16 protein-coding genes and 1 tRNA gene are annotated in these 19,977 nt (G+C 63.3%); 11 read left to right on the top strand and 6 right to left on the bottom strand.

Translation table 11 applies throughout. The features are described 5' to 3' along the window. The first annotated feature begins 101 nt into the window (after positions 1 to 101). Positions 102 to 4,790, top strand: coding sequence for an NAD-glutamate dehydrogenase (locus tag AC13F2_RS07195; protein WP_482964761.1), 4,689 nt, complete (start codon positions 102 to 104; stop codon positions 4,788 to 4,790). Positions 4,791 to 4,835: 45 nt separating this feature from the next. Next, positions 4,836 to 6,062 (top strand): NAD(P)/FAD-dependent oxidoreductase, encoded by a 1,227-nt coding sequence (locus AC13F2_RS07200; RefSeq protein WP_482964762.1) that lies wholly within the window; start codon positions 4,836 to 4,838, stop codon positions 6,060 to 6,062. Here AC13F2_RS07200 and queG read toward each other — a convergent pair. Further along, a complete protein-coding gene (queG, locus tag AC13F2_RS07205) occupies positions 6,046 to 7,095 on the bottom strand; it encodes a tRNA epoxyqueuosine(34) reductase QueG (protein WP_482964763.1) in 1,050 nt (349 codons plus the stop codon). The genes AC13F2_RS07200 and queG overlap by 17 nt on opposite strands. Before the next feature lie 66 nt (positions 7,096 to 7,161). Between queG and AC13F2_RS07210 the strand changes: the two genes are divergently transcribed. From AC13F2_RS07210 to msrB, 4 genes are all read left to right on the top strand, one after another. Further along, entirely contained in the window at positions 7,162 to 8,142 is a 981-nt protein-coding gene (locus AC13F2_RS07210; RefSeq protein ID WP_482964764.1) for an ABC transporter ATP-binding protein, read from the top strand. After that, positions 8,139 to 9,350 (top strand): ABC transporter permease, encoded by a 1,212-nt coding sequence (locus AC13F2_RS07215; RefSeq protein ID WP_482964765.1) that lies wholly within the window; start codon positions 8,139 to 8,141, stop codon positions 9,348 to 9,350. Before AC13F2_RS07210 ends, AC13F2_RS07215 begins: the two co-directional genes overlap by 4 nt. A gap of 153 nt (positions 9,351 to 9,503) precedes the next feature. Further along, positions 9,504 to 10,844: a cytochrome P450 gene (locus AC13F2_RS07220; RefSeq protein WP_482964766.1), complete on the top strand. Its 1,341-nt coding sequence runs from the start codon at positions 9,504 to 9,506 to the stop codon at positions 10,842 to 10,844. Between the two features lie 78 nt (positions 10,845 to 10,922). Further along, on the top strand, positions 10,923 to 11,420 hold the full coding sequence (gene msrB / locus AC13F2_RS07225) for a peptide-methionine (R)-S-oxide reductase MsrB (RefSeq protein ID WP_103024104.1): 498 nt from the start codon (positions 10,923 to 10,925) through the stop codon (positions 11,418 to 11,420). 21 nt (positions 11,421 to 11,441) lie between these two features. Here the strand turns inward: msrB and AC13F2_RS07230 are convergent, their stop codons facing one another. From AC13F2_RS07230 to AC13F2_RS07245, 4 genes are all read right to left on the bottom strand, one after another. After that, a complete protein-coding gene (locus AC13F2_RS07230; protein WP_482964767.1) occupies positions 11,442 to 12,074 on the bottom strand; it encodes a PilZ domain-containing protein in 633 nt (210 codons plus the stop codon). A 147-nt stretch (positions 12,075 to 12,221) separates the two neighbouring features. Then, positions 12,222 to 12,306, bottom strand: a tRNA-Leu gene (locus AC13F2_RS07235). A gap of 67 nt (positions 12,307 to 12,373) precedes the next feature. After that, the gene (locus AC13F2_RS07240; RefSeq protein WP_103023920.1) at positions 12,374 to 12,655 is read right to left on the bottom strand and encodes an integration host factor subunit beta; all 282 of its coding nucleotides are present in this window, start codon (positions 12,653 to 12,655) and stop codon (positions 12,374 to 12,376) included. 147 nt (positions 12,656 to 12,802) lie between these two features. After that, positions 12,803 to 13,144, bottom strand: coding sequence for a GntR family transcriptional regulator (locus AC13F2_RS07245; RefSeq protein ID WP_196847175.1), 342 nt, complete (start codon positions 13,142 to 13,144; stop codon positions 12,803 to 12,805). A gap of 208 nt (positions 13,145 to 13,352) precedes the next feature. On the opposite strand from AC13F2_RS07245, the gene AC13F2_RS07250 reads away from it, so the two are divergent. From AC13F2_RS07250 to AC13F2_RS07270, 5 genes are all read left to right on the top strand, one after another. Continuing rightward, positions 13,353 to 14,951 carry a peptide MFS transporter gene (locus AC13F2_RS07250; RefSeq protein ID WP_482964768.1) on the top strand — a complete coding sequence of 533 codons (1,599 nt, stop codon included), beginning with the start codon at positions 13,353 to 13,355 and terminating at the stop codon, positions 14,949 to 14,951. Between the two features lie 104 nt (positions 14,952 to 15,055). Beyond that, positions 15,056 to 16,435 (top strand): amidohydrolase, encoded by a 1,380-nt coding sequence (locus AC13F2_RS07255; RefSeq protein ID WP_482964769.1) that lies wholly within the window; start codon positions 15,056 to 15,058, stop codon positions 16,433 to 16,435. Then, positions 16,432 to 17,841 (top strand): amidohydrolase family protein, encoded by a 1,410-nt coding sequence (locus AC13F2_RS07260; protein ID WP_482964770.1) that lies wholly within the window; start codon positions 16,432 to 16,434, stop codon positions 17,839 to 17,841. The genes AC13F2_RS07255 and AC13F2_RS07260 overlap by 4 nt, the downstream gene beginning before the upstream one ends. 4 nt (positions 17,842 to 17,845) lie before the next feature. After that, positions 17,846 to 18,352, top strand: coding sequence for an FKBP-type peptidyl-prolyl cis-trans isomerase (locus AC13F2_RS07265; RefSeq protein WP_482964771.1), 507 nt, complete (start codon positions 17,846 to 17,848; stop codon positions 18,350 to 18,352). Between the two features lie 78 nt (positions 18,353 to 18,430). Continuing rightward, a complete protein-coding gene (locus tag AC13F2_RS07270) occupies positions 18,431 to 19,117 on the top strand; it encodes an NnrU family protein (RefSeq protein WP_103023914.1) in 687 nt (228 codons plus the stop codon). Here the strand turns inward: AC13F2_RS07270 and AC13F2_RS07275 are convergent, their stop codons facing one another. After that, the gene (locus AC13F2_RS07275) at positions 19,118 to 19,915 is read right to left on the bottom strand and encodes a crotonase/enoyl-CoA hydratase family protein (protein WP_482964772.1); all 798 of its coding nucleotides are present in this window, start codon (positions 19,913 to 19,915) and stop codon (positions 19,118 to 19,120) included. Positions 19,916 to 19,977: the final 62 nt, after the last annotated feature.

The raw sequence follows: 19,977 nt of genomic DNA on the forward strand, positions 1-19,977 counted from the left end.
GTTTCCAACCGGCCTAGGCGCGGCGCGCAGGTCGTGGCGCGCACGACTCGGATATTTCCCGGCGCCGAAATGATCATGCGCCGCAAGGAGAGAGGCCCCTCATGGGTTCGAAGACTGCAGCACTTCCCGGAAAGCTTCAAAACGCCATTACCGAAAGGATGCGGCTTTCGCTGTTGAGCGGCGATACCCCTTTCGAAAAGGCGCGCCTCGCCGATGCCGCCGCATTCGTGGGTGCGCTGGCAGCGGACCGGACTCTGGGCCGATCTTCGATGGCGATCGAAAGCGTGAGCGACGAGCGTCGCCTGACGCGCATTGCCATCGTCAATGACGATATGCCCTTCCTCGTGGATTCGGTGGCCGCCTCCATCGCGGCGCTTGGCCTGTCGATCGACCGGCTCGTCCATCCCGTCATTCCCGTCGAACGGGACAAAAAGGGATTGCTTACCGGCATTCCCGACGGCGATCCGGAAGATGCCTATTGGGAATCGATGATCTACATCGAAGCCGCGCGCGTCGATGCTAAGACCCGCCGCCAACTTCAGGAAAGCCTCAAGGAAACGCTCGCCGACGTCCGGGCTGCCGTTACCGACTGGGCCGACGTGCAGGAGGCCATGTCCGCAGACGCCGCACGCATCCGCGAGAGCGATGAAGAAGGTGCAGAGCTTCTCGAATGGTTGAATTCGGGGATGCTGACCCAGCTCGGCCATGTCATCCAGATGCGCGATGGCAGCCAGCAGGATGCTCGCGGTATTTGCCGCAAGAGCGCGAAAGAATTGCTGGCCCAGGCATCGTTCGAGCGCGCGTTCGACTGGTTCGACAAGGGCAAGGATGGGCGCAAGCTGCTCATCATCAAGGCCAATCACCTGAGCAATGTGCACCGCCGCGTGCCGCTGGATCTGTTTATCGTGCCGGTCGAAGAAGGTGGCAAGGTCGTGGCCCTTTCGGTTCACGCCGGGGTTTGGACAAGCGCCGCACTGGCCGCACCGCCCCGCAGCGTTCCACGCCTGCGCCGTCAGCTCGATGCGCTGCGCGAACGGCATGGCTTCGACGAGACAGGGCATGCCGGCAAGGCGCTGGTTCATGCCCTGACAACGCTTCCTCATGATCTCCTCATCGGGTTCTCCGAAGAGGATGTCGAACGTGTCGCAACGACGATGATGAGCCTCGTCGATCGGCCGCGTCCGCGTCTCGCTCTGGTCGAGGCCCCGCTGGCCCGCCACCTTTTCGCCTTCGTCTGGTTGCCACGCGACATGGTGGCCACACAGGTTCGCCTTGAAATCCAGGCACTGCTGGAAGAGGCCGCCGCGGCGCGGCTGCTCGATTGGAGCCTCGAGGTGGAAGGCGGAAATCTCGCCACGATCCGCTTCGTGTTCGACATCCGTGACGGCATAGAAGCGCCCGACGAAGCGAAGCTTGAAGAGCAGATGCAGACCCTCCTGCGCGGTTGGGGCGAGGCTGTGGAAGCCGAACTCGGCGCGCTCGAGGATCCGACGCGCGCGGCTGGCCTTGCCCTGCGTTTCGCCGAACATTTTCCCACTGGTTTCCGCGGCCGCTTCGGTCCGCACGAAGCCGCGCTCGATATCGCTCGTCTGCATGACCTTGGGGCCAGCGTTGAAAGCGAGGAAATCGTACGCGGCGCCCGGTTGTGCTTCGGCGAGGCTGAAGACAAGGGCACATTGCGCCTGAAGCTGTATCAATCCGAAGGCAGCCTGCCGCTGTCGGAAGGCGTTCCTGCGCTGGAGGATTTCGGATTTTACGTTCAGTCCGAAATGCCCACCGTGCTGGACGAGGGCCGTCTTGGCACGATCCACGATTTCCTGCTCGATCTGAAACCGGGCGCCGACCCCAAGGCGCTGATCGACCGTTCCTCGGCTATCGAGGAAGCCATCGCTGCAGTGCTGAATGCCGAGGCGGAGAACGATCCGTTCAACCGCCTGGTCCCCGAAGCTGGGCTGTCGGCTCGCGAAGCGAACTGGCTGCGCGCCTTTTATCGCTATCTGCGCCAGGTCGGGATGAGCTTCACGATCTACACCGTGGTCGATGCGCTTGCAGCAGCGCCCGACGTGACGCGTGCGCTGGTGGCCCTGTTCACCGCCCGTCACGATCCCGAATTCGGCAATGCTCGCGACGAAGCGATCGCGGAAGCGCGGGCGGCGATCAAGCGGGGGCTGTCCAAGGTGAAGGCGATCAATGACGACCGTCTGCTGCGCCTGTATAACTCGCTCATCGATGCGATCCTGCGAACCAACGCGTTCGCACCGGCTGCCCATGAAGCGCTCGCCTTCAAGATCGATTCGGCAAAGGTCCCGAACCTGCCCAAACCGGTCCCCTATCGCGAAATCTTCGTCTATTCCCGCCGGGTGGAAGGCATCCACCTGCGCAGCGGGCCGGTTGCCCGCGGCGGGTTGCGCTGGTCTGACCGGCGCGACGACTTCCGCACGGAAATTCTCGGCCTGATGAAAGCCCAGCGCGTGAAGAACGCGGTGATCGTTCCAACCGGCGCCAAGGGCGGTTTCTATCCGAAGCAGCTCCCGAACCCGGCCATTGATCGCGAAGCCTGGGCGGCCGAGGGTCGCGGCAGCTACGAAACCTTTATTCGCACATTGCTGTCGGTCACCGACAACATCGTCGACGACAAGGTCGTTCATCCCGAACACGTGGTCATTACCGATGGCGAGGATCCATATTTCGTTGTCGCCGCCGACAAGGGCACGGCAACCTTTTCGGACATCGCAAATGCGATTGCCGAATCGAGGGATTTCTGGCTCGACGATGCTTTCGCCAGCGGCGGCTCGAAAGGATACGACCACAAGGCCATGGGCATCACCGCCCGCGGCGCGTGGGTCAGTGTACAGCGCCATTTCCGCGAGATGGGCATCGATGTGCAAAACGAAAGCATCGAGGTTGTCGGTTGCGGCGACATGTCGGGCGACGTGTTCGGCAATGGCATGCTGCTGTCCAAGGCCATCAAGCTTGTCGCAGCATTCGACCATCGCCACATTTTTCTCGATCCGGACCCGGACCCAGCAGCAAGCTGGAAGGAACGTCAGCGCCTGTTCGCTCTCCCGCGTTCGAGTTGGGAAGATTACGACAGCAACCTGATTTCCAAAGGTGGCGGAGTCTTCCCGCGCGATACCAAGAGCATCAAGCTGTCCAAGGTGATGCAGGCTAAGCTGGGTATCGACCAGTCGGCGATCGAACCGGAAGCCCTGATTTCCGCCATTCTCAAGGCGCCAGTGGACCTCATCTGGTTCGGCGGCATCGGCACATACATCAAGGCCAGCCAGGAAAATAACGTCCAGGTGGGCGATCCTGCAAACGACGCCCTGCGCGTGGATGCAGCCGATGTGAAAGCCAAGGTCATCGGAGAAGGCGCCAATCTGGGCATCACCCAGGCAGCCCGCATCGAATTTTCGCTGCATGGCGGCCGCTGCAACACCGATTTCATTGATAACTCGGCCGGGGTCGATTGCTCCGATAACGAGGTCAATATCAAGATCGCACTGGCCGCGGCCAAGCGGTCGGGCAAGCTGAGCGAACCCAAGCGTGTGGCGCTGCTCGAATCGATGACCGACGAGGTCGCCGAGATCGTGCTGGAGGATAACCGCCTGCAAGCGCTGGCGCTTTCAATCGCCGAACAGGGCGGCGCTGGCGCGGTACCGCCCCAGCTGCGCCTGATCGAGGCGCTGGAAGATCGCGGGGCGCTGGACCGCCAGACGGAAGGTCTCGCATCGAGCGAGGCTCTGGGGCGCAGAACGTCGGAAGGCATGGGCCTGACCCGGCCTGAACTGGCTGTACTGCTCTCCTCGACCAAACTGGTGCTGCAGGAGGCCATCGAACAGAGCAGCCTCCCAGACGATCCGAGCGTTGCCGATCTGCTGCTCGACTACTTCCCATCCGCGATGCGCAAGAAGTTCAAGGCGCAGATCGAAGGGCACCAGCTGCGGCGTGAAATCATCGCAACTGCGCTGGCCAACCGCTTCGTCAATCGCATGGGCTTCGTGCATCCTTTCGAACTGTCGGAAGAAGAAGGTGTCGGCCTGGCTGATGTGACCGCAGCTTTCATCGTGGCGGACAGGCTCTTCGGCGCGAGTGAACTGTGGGCGGAGCTTGAAACGGCTGCGATGCCGGAAGATGTTCGCATCTACCTTTTCCGCCATATGGCCGGTGCGCTTCGCAGCCAGATGGCCGATCTCATCCGGGTCGGCGCCAGCACCATTCCCCCGGGCGAACTGATCACGAGCCTTCAGGACCGCGTGAAGCGCCTGATGACGGGATCGGAAGAATTGCTGACCGACGCATCGATCAGGCAGTCCAACAAGCTGCGCGCAGAATTCGTCGACATGGGCGCTCCTGACAAGCTCGCCGCTCGCGTCACCCACCTTTATGACCTGGACGGCGCGGTTGGTCTGGCTTCTCTCTCGCGCAGTGCCGAGATCGACGTGCGGGAACTCACCGCTGCGTTCACCGATCTGGGCGAACGCATCGGCCTCGACTGGGCGCAGAGCACGTCGGCCATGATGAACCCGTCCGATGTATGGGAACGTCTGCTTGTCGCCGGCCTTTCGCGCGACTTCCAGCAGATGCGGCTCGAGTTCCTGCGCCGGCTCTCGCGGCGCAAGGATGCGAAGAAGGATCCGGTCGGTACCGTCGCCATCTGGGCGGAAGAACATGCCGCCGCAATCCGCCAGTTCCGCACCATGGTCGGGCGCGCGCAAGCCCAGGGTGAAGTCGCTCCGGCCACGCTAGCGCAGGTGGCCAGTATGGCTCGCAACCTGCTGGCTCGATAGGACTGAGCTTGACCGGCTGGCGTTTTCGCGCCAGCCAGCGCGGCAATGGAACATTTCGATGTCGTCATCGTGGGATCGGGGCACGGCGGTGCGCAGGCAGCCATCGCCCTGCGGCAGAACGGTCATGAGGATACCATCCTCATGGTCAGCCGCGACCGCAACCCACCGTACGAACGACCGCCGCTGTCGAAGGAATATCTCGCAGGCGAAAAGCCGTTCGAGCGGATCCAGATCCGGCCCGAAAAATTCTGGGCAGACAAGAATGTCGAACTTCGTCTCGGCAGGAACGTCAACGAAGTCGATCCGATTGCGCGCGAACTGGTTCTGTCGGACGATACCCGGATTACCTATCGCAAGCTGATCTGGGCTGCCGGTGGCGATGCCCGACGGTTATCCTGCCCGGGCAGCGATCTGAACGGTATCCATTATGTCCGAACGCGGCGCGATGTCGATACGCTGAAGGAAGAGCTGGCCGGAGGTGCAAAACGGGCTGTCATCGTCGGCGCCGGCTATATCGGGCTAGAGGCGGCGGCGGTGCTGCGCAAGCTGGGCTGCGAAGTTACCGTGGTGGAAATGCAGGACCGGGTCCTCGCGCGGGTCGCAGGCCCCGAACTTTCGGATTTCTATGCCGCCTACCACCGCGAACAGGGTGTCGACTTGCGGCTGTCCACCGGGGTCGAGGCAATCGAAGGGGCAGATGGCCGGGTCAGCGCTGTTCTGACCGATAGCGGCGAGAAGATCGCCTGCGACGTCATCATCGCCGGTATCGGCATCGTCCCTTCCGTCGGTGCCCTGATCGCTGCAGGAGCGGCAGGATCGAGCGGCGTCGATGTCGATACGTTCTGCCGTACGACGCTGGACGACATCTACGCCATCGGCGACTGCGCGGCGCATGCCAATCCCTACGCCAATAACAAGGTCATCCGCCTCGAATCCGTACAGAATGCCAATGACATGGCCACGGTCGCTGCGAAGGCGATCATGGGCGACAAGCAGGACTACGATGCAGTCCCATGGTTCTGGTCGAACCAGTACGACCTGCGGCTGCAGACTGTCGGGATCTCCATCGATCCTGATCGGGCGGTTCTGCGCGGCGATCCGGCGGACAAGAAATTCAGCGTGGTCTATCTGCGCGAGGGGCGGGTTGTGGCGCTCGATTGCGTCAACAACACCAAGGATTACGTCCAGGGTCGCAAGCTGGTGATGGACCGCGCAGAGATCGAGCCGGAGCTGCTTGCGGACGCGACTGTTCAGCTCAAGGAGCTGCGCTGATCCGCGCAAGCGCCCAGCGGGCGGCATCGGCGACGACGGGATCTTCATCCGAACACAGACCGCGCACGAGCGGCGCCAGACTGGCGGAACCGCTGTTGCCGGCAGCGTAGAGACAGTTGCGCACGAAGCGGTTGCGGCCGATGCGCTTGATGGGCGAACCGGAGAAGAACTGGCGGAAGCCGGCATCGTCTAACTGCAAGAAGGTTGCGAGGTCGGGCGCGGCCAGTTCCTGGCGCGGGGCGAGCTTCAGATGGCGGTGCGCGGCATCGGCGAACTTGTTCCAGGGGCAGACGGCCAGGCAGTCGTCGCAGCCGTAGATGCGGTTGCCGAGGAGGGGGCGGAAATCTTCCTCAACTTCGCCCTTATGCTCGATGGTCAGGTAGGAAATGCAGCGACGGGCATCCAACTTGTAGGGGCTGGGGAAGGCATCGGTCGGGCAGGCGTCCTGACAGGCGCGGCAGGAGCCGCACAGGTCGCGGCCGGGGGTATCGGGCGCGAAGTCCAGGGTCGAGTAGATCGCGCCGAGAAACAGCCACGAACCATGGTTGCGGCTGACCACGTTCGTATGCTTGCCCTGCCACCCGATCCCGGCCGCTTCGCCGAGCGGCTTTTCCATCACCGGCGCCGTATCGACGAAAACCTTGAGTTCGCTTTCGGGCGCACGTTCGATGAGCCAGCGCGCCAGGGCCTTGAGCGTCTTTTTCACGACATCGTGATAATCGCGCCCCTGCGCATAAACCGAGACACGCGCCTTTTCAGGCTGCGATTCCAGCGCCAGCGGATCTATATCGGGCGCATAGCTCATACCGAGCGCGATCACGCTTCTCGCTTCGGGCCATAGCCCCTGCGGCGAGGCGCGCTGGGCCTTGCGCGCCTCCATCCATTCCATCGACCCGTGACGGCCTTCGCCCAGATATTCTTCGAGGCGCGCGGCACGCTGCGGATCGGGCGCAGCCGAGGTGAAGCCGCAGGCGACAAAGCCCAGCCGCCGCGCCTCCTTGCGCAAATCATCCTGCAATTCCGCGTTAACCACGCTTGCGTGTGCTCCCGTTCACTGCCAGCCACTATCGATGCGCCCATGCTTACCGAGACAGGCACCATGACGCGACCCCCGGCCGACGGCCATCGTCCGCTCGCTATCGAGGCGCGCGGACTGGTCAAGCGCTTCGACGACACGCTGGCTGTCGACGGGGTGGATATTTCCGTGCCCGAAGGCGCGATCTACGGCATTCTGGGCCCCAACGGCGCAGGCAAGACGACGACACTGCGGATGTTGCTGGGCATCATCGACCCCGACGAAGGCGTGCGCCGCGTGTTCGGCAACGACCGCCCGCACGAAGTTGCCAAGCTGATCGGCTACCTGCCCGAGGAACGCGGCCTGTATCCCGCAATGAAATGCGACGATGCGATCGCGTTCATGGGCGCACTGCGCGGCCTGCCGCTGGCCGAAGGCAAGGCGCGCGGGCGTGAATTGCTGGAAGGGCACGGCATGGGCCATGCGATCGACCGGCAGATCCGCCAATTGTCGAAGGGCATGGCGCAGACTGTACAATTGCTCGGCACGCTGGTGCATCGCCCGAAGCTGGTGGTGCTGGACGAACCGTTCAGCGGGCTCGACGCGATCAATCAGGGCAAGCTGGAAACGATGATTCGCGAACTGGCCCTGGGCGGAACGACAGTCATCTTTTCCACTCACGTCATCCACCACGCCGAACGACTGTGCGATGAAGTGGCGATCATTGCCGGAGGCAAGGTGCCCTATGCCGGATCGGTGGATGTGGCGCGCGACCGCATTCCTGCGCAGGTCCGGCTGGAGACGCGCACCGGCGAAGGCGTCTGGTGCAGCGCCCTGCCCGCAGACACCCGCCACGACGTGAAGGCCAACGGCAGCCATTTCTGGTATTTCCCTGTGCCAGAGAGCGGAATCGAAGCTTTGCTGAAACCCCTGATCGAGGGAGAAGCCGGAATCCTGTCACTGTCGATCGAGCGCGCCGGCCTGCACGATGCCTTCGTCGAGATAGCCGGCGAAGCAGCGGCCCGCGCGCTGCGCGAGGGCAGCGGTGAAGGAACCGGGCAATGAGCGATACCACGCGCCTGTCGCTGTTCGAAGCGGCCCGCGTCGTTGCCCGGCGCGACTTCCATGCCATCCTCTTCAGCCGGGCATTCTTCTTTTTCCTGCTCGGCCCCCTGTTCCCGATCGTCATCGGTGCGATGGCAGGCGGGATCGGCGGCCAGGTGCAGCGCGATGCAAACACCAGGCTGGTGGCCGTTGCCATGAGCGAACCCGATGCGCAGGCGATGGTCGAGGCCAGAGCCCGGCTGGCGCCGCAAATCGGTATGGCGCTGCCCGAACTGGGCATTGCCAGCAGCGCCGAAAGGCCCGAGGCGATCCTGCGTGAAAAAGGCAGGAACTACATCGCCGTCGTCAGTGGTACACCCGGGGAACCGCAACTGACCGGCCCGCAGGACAGCATCGATTTCTGGCGCGGCCCGATCGCCCTGATCGCTGCGGAGGCGCGGACGGGAACTGTCGCATCGTTCCCAGCAGTCCGGGAGAACCCGGTCGCGACCAGTGTCGCTGCGCAACGCACCGACCGCATCCGAACGGCGCAGGCTGGGCAATTGCTCCTATTCCTGCTGATGATGCTGCTGGCCGGAATGGTGCTGTCCAATCTGGTCGAGGAAAAGGCGAACAAGGTCATCGAGGTCCTCGCAGCGGCCATTCCGATGGACGCCGTGTTTCTGGGCAAACTGGTCGCCATGCTGGGCGTCAGCTTCGTGGGAATCGCCGTGTGGGCCGTAGCGGGCGGGGCGATAGCCTTGCTGGCCGGTAATGCCCTGCCGCAATTGCCCGAACCGGCGCTGGGCTGGCCGCTCTTCATCGCCTTCGGAATCGTCTATTTCGCAATGGGCTATCTGCTGCTGGGGTCGCTGTTCCTGACGATCGGCGGAATGGCGGCGACCGTGCGCGAAGTGCAGACCATGTCGATGCCTGTCACCATGGCGCAATTGCTGGTGTTCTTCCTGGCCGCTTCCGCGATCACCAGCCCTGGATCGCCCCTGGAGATCGGCGCAGCGATTTTCCCGCTATCCTCGCCTTTCGCGATGCTGGCCCGCGCCGCGCAGTCGGAAGCCTTGTGGCCGCATATGCTGGCCCTGGCCTGGCAGGCGCTGTGCGTGATCCTGTTCGTGAGGTTCGGCGCGATGATCTTCCGGCGGCGCGTGATGAAATCGGGCAAGGGCGGACGCGCGCGAAAGCCGCGGTTCGGCAGGGCGCGATCGGCGTGATACCGGCAATCGCGAGGCCATGACCGGCGAAGCTGACCGAAAGATCGGTGGCGATTTGCAACGCACTATTGACACACGTGTCAGTTAGGGCAGGATGGCGGGAAAGAGGGAGGCCGAACGTAAAGAATCGCCCCCTCTCGAGAGGAGAGAGACATGGCAACCGCTGCAATCGAACGCCCCCAGTGCCGCACATCGCCCAGTGCCCATCAGGCGCTGAAACAGCATTTCGCGGAACACCCCGAAGACAAGCTGCATCATCCCCACAAATGGGATGTCAGCCGCAGCGATATCTATGCCGAGAATACGTGGCATCCGATCTTCCGCGAAATGCGCGAAGCCGGGCCCCTGCACTATATCGATGACAGCCCCTTCGGCCCGTACTGGGCCGTGGTCGGTCACAAGGCGATCCAGCATATCGAGGCCCTGCCCGATACGTTCTCTTCAAGCTGGGAGCATGGCGGGATCACTATCCTCGAGCGACTGACCGATGAGCAGCTTGCCGAGCGCGGGCTGGAGGAACGCCGCGAACTGCCGATGTTCATTGCCATGGACCGGCCCCAGCACACCGGCCAGCGGCGCACCGTTGCGCCCAAGTTCACGCCCAGCGGCATGGCCGAGATGGAAGGCGAGATTCGCCAGCGCACCGGCGAACTGCTGGATTCCCTACCGCGCGGCGAGGTGTTCGACTGGGTCGACACCGTCAGCATCGAACTGACCACCGGCATGCTGGCGATCCTGTTCGGGTTCCCCTGGGAGGACCGCCGCCTGCTGACGTTCTGGTCCGACTGGTCGGGCGACACGGAGCTGGCCACCGTACGCGAGCTGGACGAGGTGCGCTGGGGCATACTTCAGGAAATGGCGGCCTATTTCCAGTCGCTATGGATCGAGCGCACGCACGACAAGGAACCGGGCGACGATCTGATTTCCATGATGATCCATTCCGAAGCCATGAACCAGATGAGCCCGCAGGAATTCATGGGCAATCTGATCCTGCTGATCGTTGGCGGCAACGACACCACGCGCAATTCGATGAGCGGTTTCGTCTATCAGCTCGACAAGAATCCCGAGCAGCGCAAGCTGTTCGAGCAGGATCCTTCGATCATTCCGAATGCCGTGCAGGAAATGCTGCGCATGCAGACCCCGCTGGCCCATATGCGCCGCACCTGCGTGGAAGACACCGAGGTATTCGGTCAGCAGATCAAGGCCGGGGACAAGGTCGTGCTGTGGTATCTATCGGCCAATCGCGACGAGGAAGTGTTCGAAAACCCCGACAAACTGGACCTGACCCGCGAAAACGCCCGCCGCCACATCGCATTCGGTTATGGCATCCACCGCTGCGTGGGAGCCCGGCTGGCCGAACTACAGCTGCGCATCTTGCTCGAAGAACTGCACAAACGGCGCATGCGGGTGCATCTTGCCGGGGACATCGAGCGGGTCAAAGCGAACTTCGTCCACGGCTTCCGCAAGCTCGAGGTCGAAATCACCGATTTCTGAGGCTGTGTAACCTTTCATTCGTTTCAAGCGTAGGTTCAGGCGTGGGGTGCTATTCCCCATGCCATGAACCGAGACACCATGACTCAGCATACCCTCAACCGTCGCCGCCTGCTCGAATGGGTCGGGGCGTCCGTCAGCTTTGCCACACTGGCCGCCTGCGGCTCCGGCCGAGCGGAAGCCAAGAATTTCCCGGTCAAGCTTTCCGAAGCGCAATGGCGCAAGAAGCTGACGAAACAGGAGTTTGCGGTGCTGCGCGAGGCGGCGACCGAACGGCCCTATTCCTCGCCGCTCAATGACGAGAAGCGGGCCGGCACATTCGTGTGCGCGGGATGCGGCAACGGGGTCTACAGTTCCAAGACCAAATATGATTCCAAAACCGGCTGGCCCAGTTTCTGGCAGGCGCTGGACAAGGGCGCGGTCGGCACCACCACCGATTACAAGATCGGTTATCCGCGGACCGAGGTCCACTGCGCCGACTGCGGCGGCCATCTTGGGCATATTTTCGATGACGGCCCCAAGCCGACGGGCAAGCGCCACTGCATCAATGGCGCAGCGATGGACTTCAAACCTGCCTAGGCCGTTCGGCCGAGGTCCGGATTACATCGTGTCCTGCACCAGGATCGGACACTGGACCCTGACGGCGAGCATGGCGAATTGGCGCAGGGAGAAGGTGTCTTCGAACACCAGGCCGTAGTTGGCATCCCTGCGCCAGCGCACTTTGCAGCGCACATCGGGCATATGTTCGCAGCCGATCGTCAGCCGCTGATCGATGGCGAAAACGTGGTCGCATTCGATGCGCGAGCCCTGCTGCGACAGGTTGACGGTGAACGCCTCCGTCCGTCCGGCAAGGCTGGTGACCGTCAGCGGCAGCATGATGTTAAGCCGCAGCGCGCGTTTGGGATAACTCCAGTTTTCGCGAATCAGGCGATCGACGGCAACCGGCGCGGCGAACCGATAGCTGGCATCGAAGCCGTCGCTGCGGACCAGTTCGAGTTCGTAGGTTTCGCCGTTCTGGAGTTCGAGCGCGACCGCCTTGTCCGTCGGCAGGGCATGGAAGGTCCGGATCGACACGCCGGTCGACGACACGTCGCGGATGACGCAGACGAATTCGCCCTGACCGCAAACGAGCTTCGCGGCGCGGATGAGCGACACGAAACGCGGCGCGCCGCGCTGATCGGCGGTGTCGGAAGGCGCCTGTTCGCCCGTGTCGAGTCCGTTGGTGTAATCCATCGTCCCTTGCTTCCCGATTGCACACAGCCGCGTACTGGCTGCTGCGGCAACACTGCACGAACACCCCTTCGAACCGCGCTAATAAGGGGTTAGGGGTTAATGCGGAGATAAAACGGGTACAGTGGCGGGACGGATGCCGCACGCGGCTGGTACGGGTGGCGGGACTCGAACCCGCACGAGCAAAGCTCAGGGGATTTTAAGTCCCCGGCGTCTACCATTCCGCCACACCCGCTTGCAGCGCATCGCCCTAGTCGCTGCCGGGCGGGCGGGCAATCACGGTTCGCACATGGGCGAACAGTTCATTCCTGGTTGAGGCGTTTGCGCATGTCCTTGCCCGGTTTGAAGTAAGGCACGCTCTTGGCAGGTACGTCGACCGTTTCGCCGGTGCGGGGGTTGCGGCCCTTGCGCGCTTCGCGTTCGCGCGTGGAAAAGGCGCCGAAGCCGCGCAGTTCCACCCGGCCGCCTTCGGCGAGACGCTGGGCGATCTCTTCGAAGAAGATATCGACCACCTGCTCGACCTCTTCTGCGCGCAATTCTGGATTGTCCTGCGCCAGCGCGGTGAGGAGTTCGGATCGGATCATAGGTGTGCTCCCGGCCTCTCCGGCCGCAAATTTCTGGTTCCAACGCGACCCTTGGAAACCCGCAGTTTACTGCGCGATTCCAGCCTTACGACTGTGGCAGAAGCCGGGTCAACCCGCAAGCCGGCCCGGCAGAATTTCGTGTGTTTCTCATGCTTCGGCAAGCAGTTCGCGGGCCGATACGCCCAGGCGGTCCATGCGCGCCCTGATTTCGGGCCATTCCTCGCGCAGGAAAGCCTCGCGCTCGCTCTTGCGCAGGCGGCCGGCCGCGCCGGGCACGACATACATGCCGACGCCGCGCTGCACCTCCACCAGGCCATCGTTCTGGAATTGCTGGTAGGCCTTGGCCACCGTGAGCGGATTGGCGCCCTGTTCCGCCGCCAGCGCACGCACCGAAGGAAGCATATCGCCTTCCGCATACCGGCCATCGATAATCGCCGCTGCGATCATGTCGCGCAGCTTGAGGTAGACCGGCTTCGACTGGTTCTTCATCGTCATTTCCCCGCGACAGACTGCTTCAGTGCCATAATACACCGCGTCGCGCAAGGTTCCCGGCAGCGAAGCGTTCAGACAGCCGCAAGACGGTCACTTGTGTAACTAATGCTTCACATGGGCGCGCGAACCGTTAGTGTGCGCGCTTCTTCGGGGAGGAGGCTGTGGGTCGCATGGCTTCCGATACAATTGATGAGGTTTGCCAAATATGGCCACGCAAGCATTGCCAGATGGGGATTCGGCAGGGACGTTCTTCGGCCACCCCAAAGGGCTTTTCGTCCTGTTCTTTGCCGAAATGTGGGAGCGTTTTTCCTATTACGGCATGCGCGCTCTGCTGATCTTCTATCTCGTTCAGCACTGGCTGTTCAGCGATAGCGAAGCATCGATCATCTACGGCGCTTATACCGCGCTGGTCTATATCGCGCCGGTGGTCGGCGGATACCTGGCCGACCGTTATCTCGGTCAGCGCAAGGCGGTGCTGTTCGGCGCCGTTCTCCTTACTTTCGGCCACTTCTTCATGGCGTTCGAAGGCGATGGCGGACAAGGTTCCGCGATCATGAACGTGTTCTGGCTGGCGCTGGCGCTGATCATCGTGGGTTCCGGTTTCCTGAAAGCCAATATCTCGGTGATGGTCGGACAGCTCTACCCGCGCACCGACATCCGCCGCGATCCGGCCTACACGATTTTCTACATGGGCATTAACATGGGCGCGGCCCTGGGATCGCTGCTGTGCGGCTATCTCGGTATGCACCCCGATTATGGGTGGTCCTACGGCTTCGGCGCCGCCGGCGTAGGCATGCTGCTTGGCCTGGTTGTATTCATCTGGGGCAAGCCGCTCCTGCTGGGCCGCGGGGAACCGAAAGATCCCGCAGCGCTCAAAGGTGGCCGTGAGATCGGAATTTATGCCGTCGGCCTCGCCATGGTCGGCCTTTGCTGGCTGGCGATCCAGTATCAGGAACTGGTCGGCTGGGTTCTGGCCGTCTTCGGCCTGGGCCTGGTAACCTATGTGCTGTGGATTGCAGTGGCCAAGCTGCCTGCCGAAGAACGCGACCGCATTTTCGCCGCGATGTTCCTGATATTCGTATCGATCGTCTTCTGGGCGCTGTTCGAACAGGCAGGCTCGAGCCTCAACCTGTTTACCGACCGTTATGTCGACCGTTCCATCGTGGGCTTCGAGCCGACCGCTGCGATGTTCCAGTCGCTGAATGCGATCTACATCGTTCTGCTCGCGCCTGTGTTTGCCGGATTGTGGCTATGGCTCGGGCGACGTGGCTGGGAGCCGTCCACGCCGATGAAGTTCGGTCTGGGCGTCGTTCAGGTCGGGCTGGGCTTCCTGGTTCTCGTCTGGGGCGCACAGGCGGTGGGTGTCGGCGTTCCGACCCCGGTGATACTGATCTTCCTGATCTACCTGCTGCATACGACCGGCGAACTCTGCCTCAGCCCGGTTGGCCTTTCCGCGATGAACCGCCTCAGCCCGGCACACATGGCCTCGCTGATCATGGGGACCTGGTTCTTTGCATCCGCCACCGGTAACTTCGCGGCTGGCCTGATCGCTGCCGCGACCGGCGCCGAGGGCGTTGGCGAAGAGTCCGGCAAGCAGGTCGTACTCGGGGTCTATTCGACGGTGGGTTGGTACGCGATCGCCATCGGCATCGTCGTGATGCTCATCAGCCCCTTCGTGAAAAAGCTGATGCACCTCGATTCGCTTAAGGACGACGTCGAAGGCGACGACCTGCTCGGCCAGGCCGAAGGTCCGGGCGAACCGCAGGGTGCCGGGATCCATCCCGAAACCCGCCCGCGTGTCTGACCGGGCGCGGGGTCAATCGGCAAAACGCCGGCTGGCGCCGACGAATGTAATTGACCGCACGGGCCGGGGCAGCAATGCTCCGGCCCGACTGATTTGGGGGTTTCATGACTAGATTTGCCTTGCTTGCCTGTGCCGCAGCATTCGCTGTGGCGGGATGTTCAACGACCGGCGGCGGCGACACCGCATCGGCTTCGTCGCGCGACTGGACCGCGCCCGTCGGCAAGGATGGCAATGCGCCGTTCCCTTCCACGTATAAACCCTATCCCGGACGCCCGACCGCGCTGGTCGGCGCCACGATTTACGACGGTCGCGGGGGCCGGATCGACAATGGCACGGTCCTGTTCCGCGACGGCAAGGTTGCCGCCGTGGGCGATGCGTCTCTTTCCACGACGGGATACGATGTCGTCGACGGCAGCGGCAAGTTCGTCACCCCCGGCGTGATCGATATCCATTCGCATCTGGGCGACTATCCCACGCCCAGCGTCGAGGCCCATTCCGACGGCAATGAAGCGACCGCCCCGATGACGCCCGAAGTCTGGGCCGAACATTCGGTCTGGCCGCAGGACCCCGGCTTTACCCGCGCGCTCGCCAACGGGGGCGTGACCGCGCTGCAGATCCTGCCCGGATCGGCCAATCTGACCGGCGGGCGTTCGGTCACCCTCAAGAACGTTTCCGCCCGCACAGTGCAGGGCATGAAATTCCCCGGCGCGCCCTACGGCATGAAGATGGCTTGCGGCGAAAACCCCAAGCGGGTCTACGGCAGCAAGGGACGGATGCCTTCGACGCGGATGGGCAATTTCGCGGTCAACCGGCAGATGTGGCTCGATGCGCAGGCCTATGACGGCGAGAAGCGCGATCTCGGCAAGGAAACGCTTAAGGGCGTTCTCGATGGCGAGATCCTGGTCCACAATCACTGCTACCGTGCCGACGAGATGGCACTGGTCATGGATATGGCCAAGGAAATGGGCTATAAGGTCACGGCCTTCCACCACGCGGTCGAAGCCTACAAGATCGGCGATCTCCTGCGCGAGAACGACGTGTGCAGCGCCGTCTGGGCCGACTGGTATGGCTTCAAGATGGAAGCCTATGACGGCATCTTGGAAAATGCCGCTTTCCTGCAGCGCGAAGGTGCCTGCGTCGTCATCCACTCGGACGATGCGAACGGCATTCAGCGTCTCAATCAGGAAGCCGCCAAGGCGCAGGCCGCCGGGCGTCGCATCGGCATCGATATTCCCGATGCCGAAGTGGTGGGCTGGTTCACCTACAATGCAGCCAAGGCCATGGGCATCGGCGACATGACCGGCAGTCTCGAGCCCGGGAAGATGGCCGATGTGGTGCTGTGGAACGGCGATCCGCTGTCGGTTTACACAAGGCCGGAGAAGGTCTGGATCGACGGGGCGCTGATGTATGATGCCATGGATCGCAAGCGCCGACCGGTGAGCGATTTCGAACTCGGCCAGCCGGGCGAAGGAGACGTGAAATGAGCAAGGCCAGCAAGCGTCTCTCCCCCCTCGGTGCCGTGGGCATCGCTCTCGGCCTCGTCGGCGCATTCGTCGGTCATTCGGCCAGCGCGCAGGATGTCGCCATCACCGGGGTCACGGTTGCGACCGGCGATGGAAGCGAGCCCGTCGAAAATGGTGCCGTGCTCGTTCGCGGCGGCCGCGTGGTCTATGCCGGGCCCGCGTCCGGAATGCCTGCCTCGGGCGGCGCGACCGCGATCGATGGACAGGGTGCCTGGGTTACCCCGGGTATCGTCGCGGCAATCACCACGCTCGGTCTGCTCGATGTCGGCGGTGTCGGAGAATCGAACGACAGTTCTGCCCGCAACTCGCCCTTCAGCGCCGCGCTCGATGTGGCACCGGCGGTCAATCCCAACTCGCAGCACATCCTCGTCCACCGCGCCGCCGGTGTGACCCGCGCCGCGACCACGACATCGCCGTCGGCCTCCATCTTCGCTGGCCAGGGCGCGATCATCGATCTCGGCGCCGATCCCAACGCCGTAATGCGCCCGCGCGCCTTCCAGATGGTTGCGTTGGGTGAGCAGGGCGGCCGGATCGCAGGTGGCAGCCGTGTCGCTGCGCACGTCCTGTTCCGCAATGCGCTGCGCGAAGCGATGAAGTTGGGAGAGGACGCACGCATTCCGGGCCGGTCGTCGGCGCGTCCCGAAACCGATTTCGGCGACGATGTGCCGGTCGATCCGCGTCTGTCGGGCGAATATGCCGAGCGTGCCGGAGACGTGTTGCTGACCCGGTTCGACGCGTCGGCGCTGGTGCCGGTGGTGCGCGGAGAACAACTGCTGCTGGTTGCGGTCGAGCGCGCTTCGGACATCCGCAGCGTGCTCGCGCTCAAGAAGGAGTTCCCGCGGCTCGACATGGCGCTCGTGGGTGCGAGCGAAGGATGGCTTGTCGCGCAGGACATCGCCGCGGCGGGCGTTTCCGTCATCGCCGACGGGCTGGACGATCTGCCCGAAAATTTCGAGGAACTGGCTTCGACCCAGAGCAATATCGGGCGCATGGTGCAAGCCGGCGTGACGGTGGCGATCAACGCCAGCGCCATGGAAAACCCGCGCAACCTCAAGCAGTATGCGGGCAATCTCGTTGCGCTTGGCCGCGTACCGGGTGCGGCGGGCCTTTCCTGGGGACAGGCGCTGGCGGCAATCACCTCGGTGCCTGCGCGTATCCTCGGCATCGATGGACGTGCCGGTACGCTGGCGCAGGGTGCGGCCGGCGATCTGGTGGTCTGGGATGGCGACCCGCTCGAGGTCGGTTCGACACCGGTGAAGGTATTCATCGATGGCGTAGAGCAACCGCTCGAAAACCATCAGAGCCGCCTGCGCGATCGTTATCGCGACCTGGATACGAGTGACCTGCCCAAGGGATACGACTGGTAACGCCATGAAGGAAATGCGGACCACCCTGCTCGCATTGGGCGCTGCTGCGGCGGCCGTGAGCTTTCACGCGCTGTATGCGCAGGATGCGCCTCCGGTCGACCGGTCGCAGGACATCGGCTGGATGAACGCGCAGCAAGCCTATCTCACCAAGCTGGATGCAGCGGGTGGCTGGCGCGTGATGCCCGGCGGCCTACGCTGGCGCTATGTCGACTATGCGGGAAGCGACGAAAAGCCGAGTGTCGAGGACACGGTGACCGTGCACTATGCGGGCACTTTCATCGACGGCACGACCTTCGACAGTTCGTTCGACCGGGGGGAACCGGCAACCTTCCCCCTCAATCGGCTGGTCAAGGCGTGGCAGATGGCGATCCCCGAGATGGGCGTGGGCGACACGATCGAGATCGCAGCACCAGCAGACCTTGCCTATGGTGCATCCGGCAAGGGCCCGATACCCGGGGGTGCGACCCTGCTGTTCAAGGTGCAATTGCTCGGCATCGAAAAGGCCGACTGACCCGAAAAGCACGCGGCGCTTGCAAAGCCGAGAGGACATGGTAGTTATGTTGACGCCGTAAACATAAGGTGCGTCACGATGGATCCTGCACTCGTTTCCCTGCTGGCCGCGTCGGTGGCATTCGTTGGCAGTCACTTCGCCCTCTCCCATCCGCTTCGCGCGCCGCTGGTAGGCGCGCTGGGAGAGAACGGCTTTCGCATTCTGTATTCGCTGGTCGCGCTTGCCACATTCATCTGGGCAGCCACGGCGTTTCGCAGCGTCGGCGCGGGTGGAACGCCGCTGTGGGATGGAATGAGCGATGCGATCTGGATCGTCGTCACGATAATCATGCTGGTCGCGTCGGTTTTGCTGGCGGGCAGCTTCGTGCGCAATCCGGCCCTTCCCGATCCGCGGGCAACCCGGAATGCCGCATTGCCCGTGCACGGTGTTTTCCACGTTACGCGGCATCCGATGATGTGGAGCTTCGCCCTCTGGGCCGCTGCCCATGTTCTGGTCAGCCCGACACCGCGACAGTGGATCATGGCCGGCGCGATCGGCTTTCTGGCTCTCGCGGGCGCCCACATGCAGGATCGCAAGAAGCGGGCGCTGATGGGCGATGCCTGGGACGACTGGCAAAGCCGGACCAGCTACTGGCCGCGCTTCGGCAAGCTGGTGCAGGCGGGCGCGATCGCCTGGATCGGGGGTCTGCTCATCTGGCTCGGGGCCACCTATGGCCATATTCACGCCAATGGCATGCCCGCCGGAATATGGCGGTGGGTGGGCTGATTAACGCCCTTCGAAACGGGGTGCGCGTTTTTCCAGCAGGGCGTCGATGCCTTCCATGTGATCGTCGGTCAGGTGCATGAGTGCCTGCGTATTGGCCGCCATCTCGAGCGCCGTATCGTAGCTGATGGATCGGCCCTGCCGCATCAGGTTCTTGGCCTGCCGCAGTGCGTGGGGCGGCATGGCAGCCACACTGGCAGCCAGTGCGTAAGCCTCGTCCATGAGCGTCTCGCCCGCGACGACGCGGCTGACGAGGCCCCAGTCGAGCGCTGTAGGCGCATCGATCACGTCGCCGGTGTAGAATAGCTCCGCCGCGCGCGCCTCGCCGATGATGCGCGGCAGGATCCACGTCCCGCCATCGCCGGGAATGATGCCGAGCTTGAGAAAGGTAACGCCGAACTTCGCCCTGTCGGCAGCGATGCGCATGTCCGCAAGACAGGCGAGATCGCAGCCCAGCCCGATCGCGGGTCCGTTCACCGCCGCGATCATCGGGACGCGCAGACTGTACAGCGCGCGCAGCACCTTGTGGATGTTGTTACGATAACCGTCCGAAATCTCCGGCGCAGTACCGCCGAATGTTCCGGTCCGCTCCTTCATCGCCTTGATGTCGCCGCCCGCGCTGAAGGCCCGCCCCGCTCCGGTCAGGATCACGCAGCGAACATCCATGTCCGCATTGATCGCATCGCAGGCCGCCGCGAAGGCATCCCCGTCGCCCTTGGCGCCGAGAGGATTCATCGTCTCGGGGCGGTTGAGGGTAAGCGTGGTGACATGATCGGCGGTGTGGGTGGTGAGCAGGGTCATGGGCGGAAGGTCCTTTCATAGGCTTCCATGCCAGCGTGGGCACGCTTCGTCACCCATGAGCG

The sequence above is a fragment of the Qipengyuania sp. L-5Y genome (assembly GCF_056859455.1).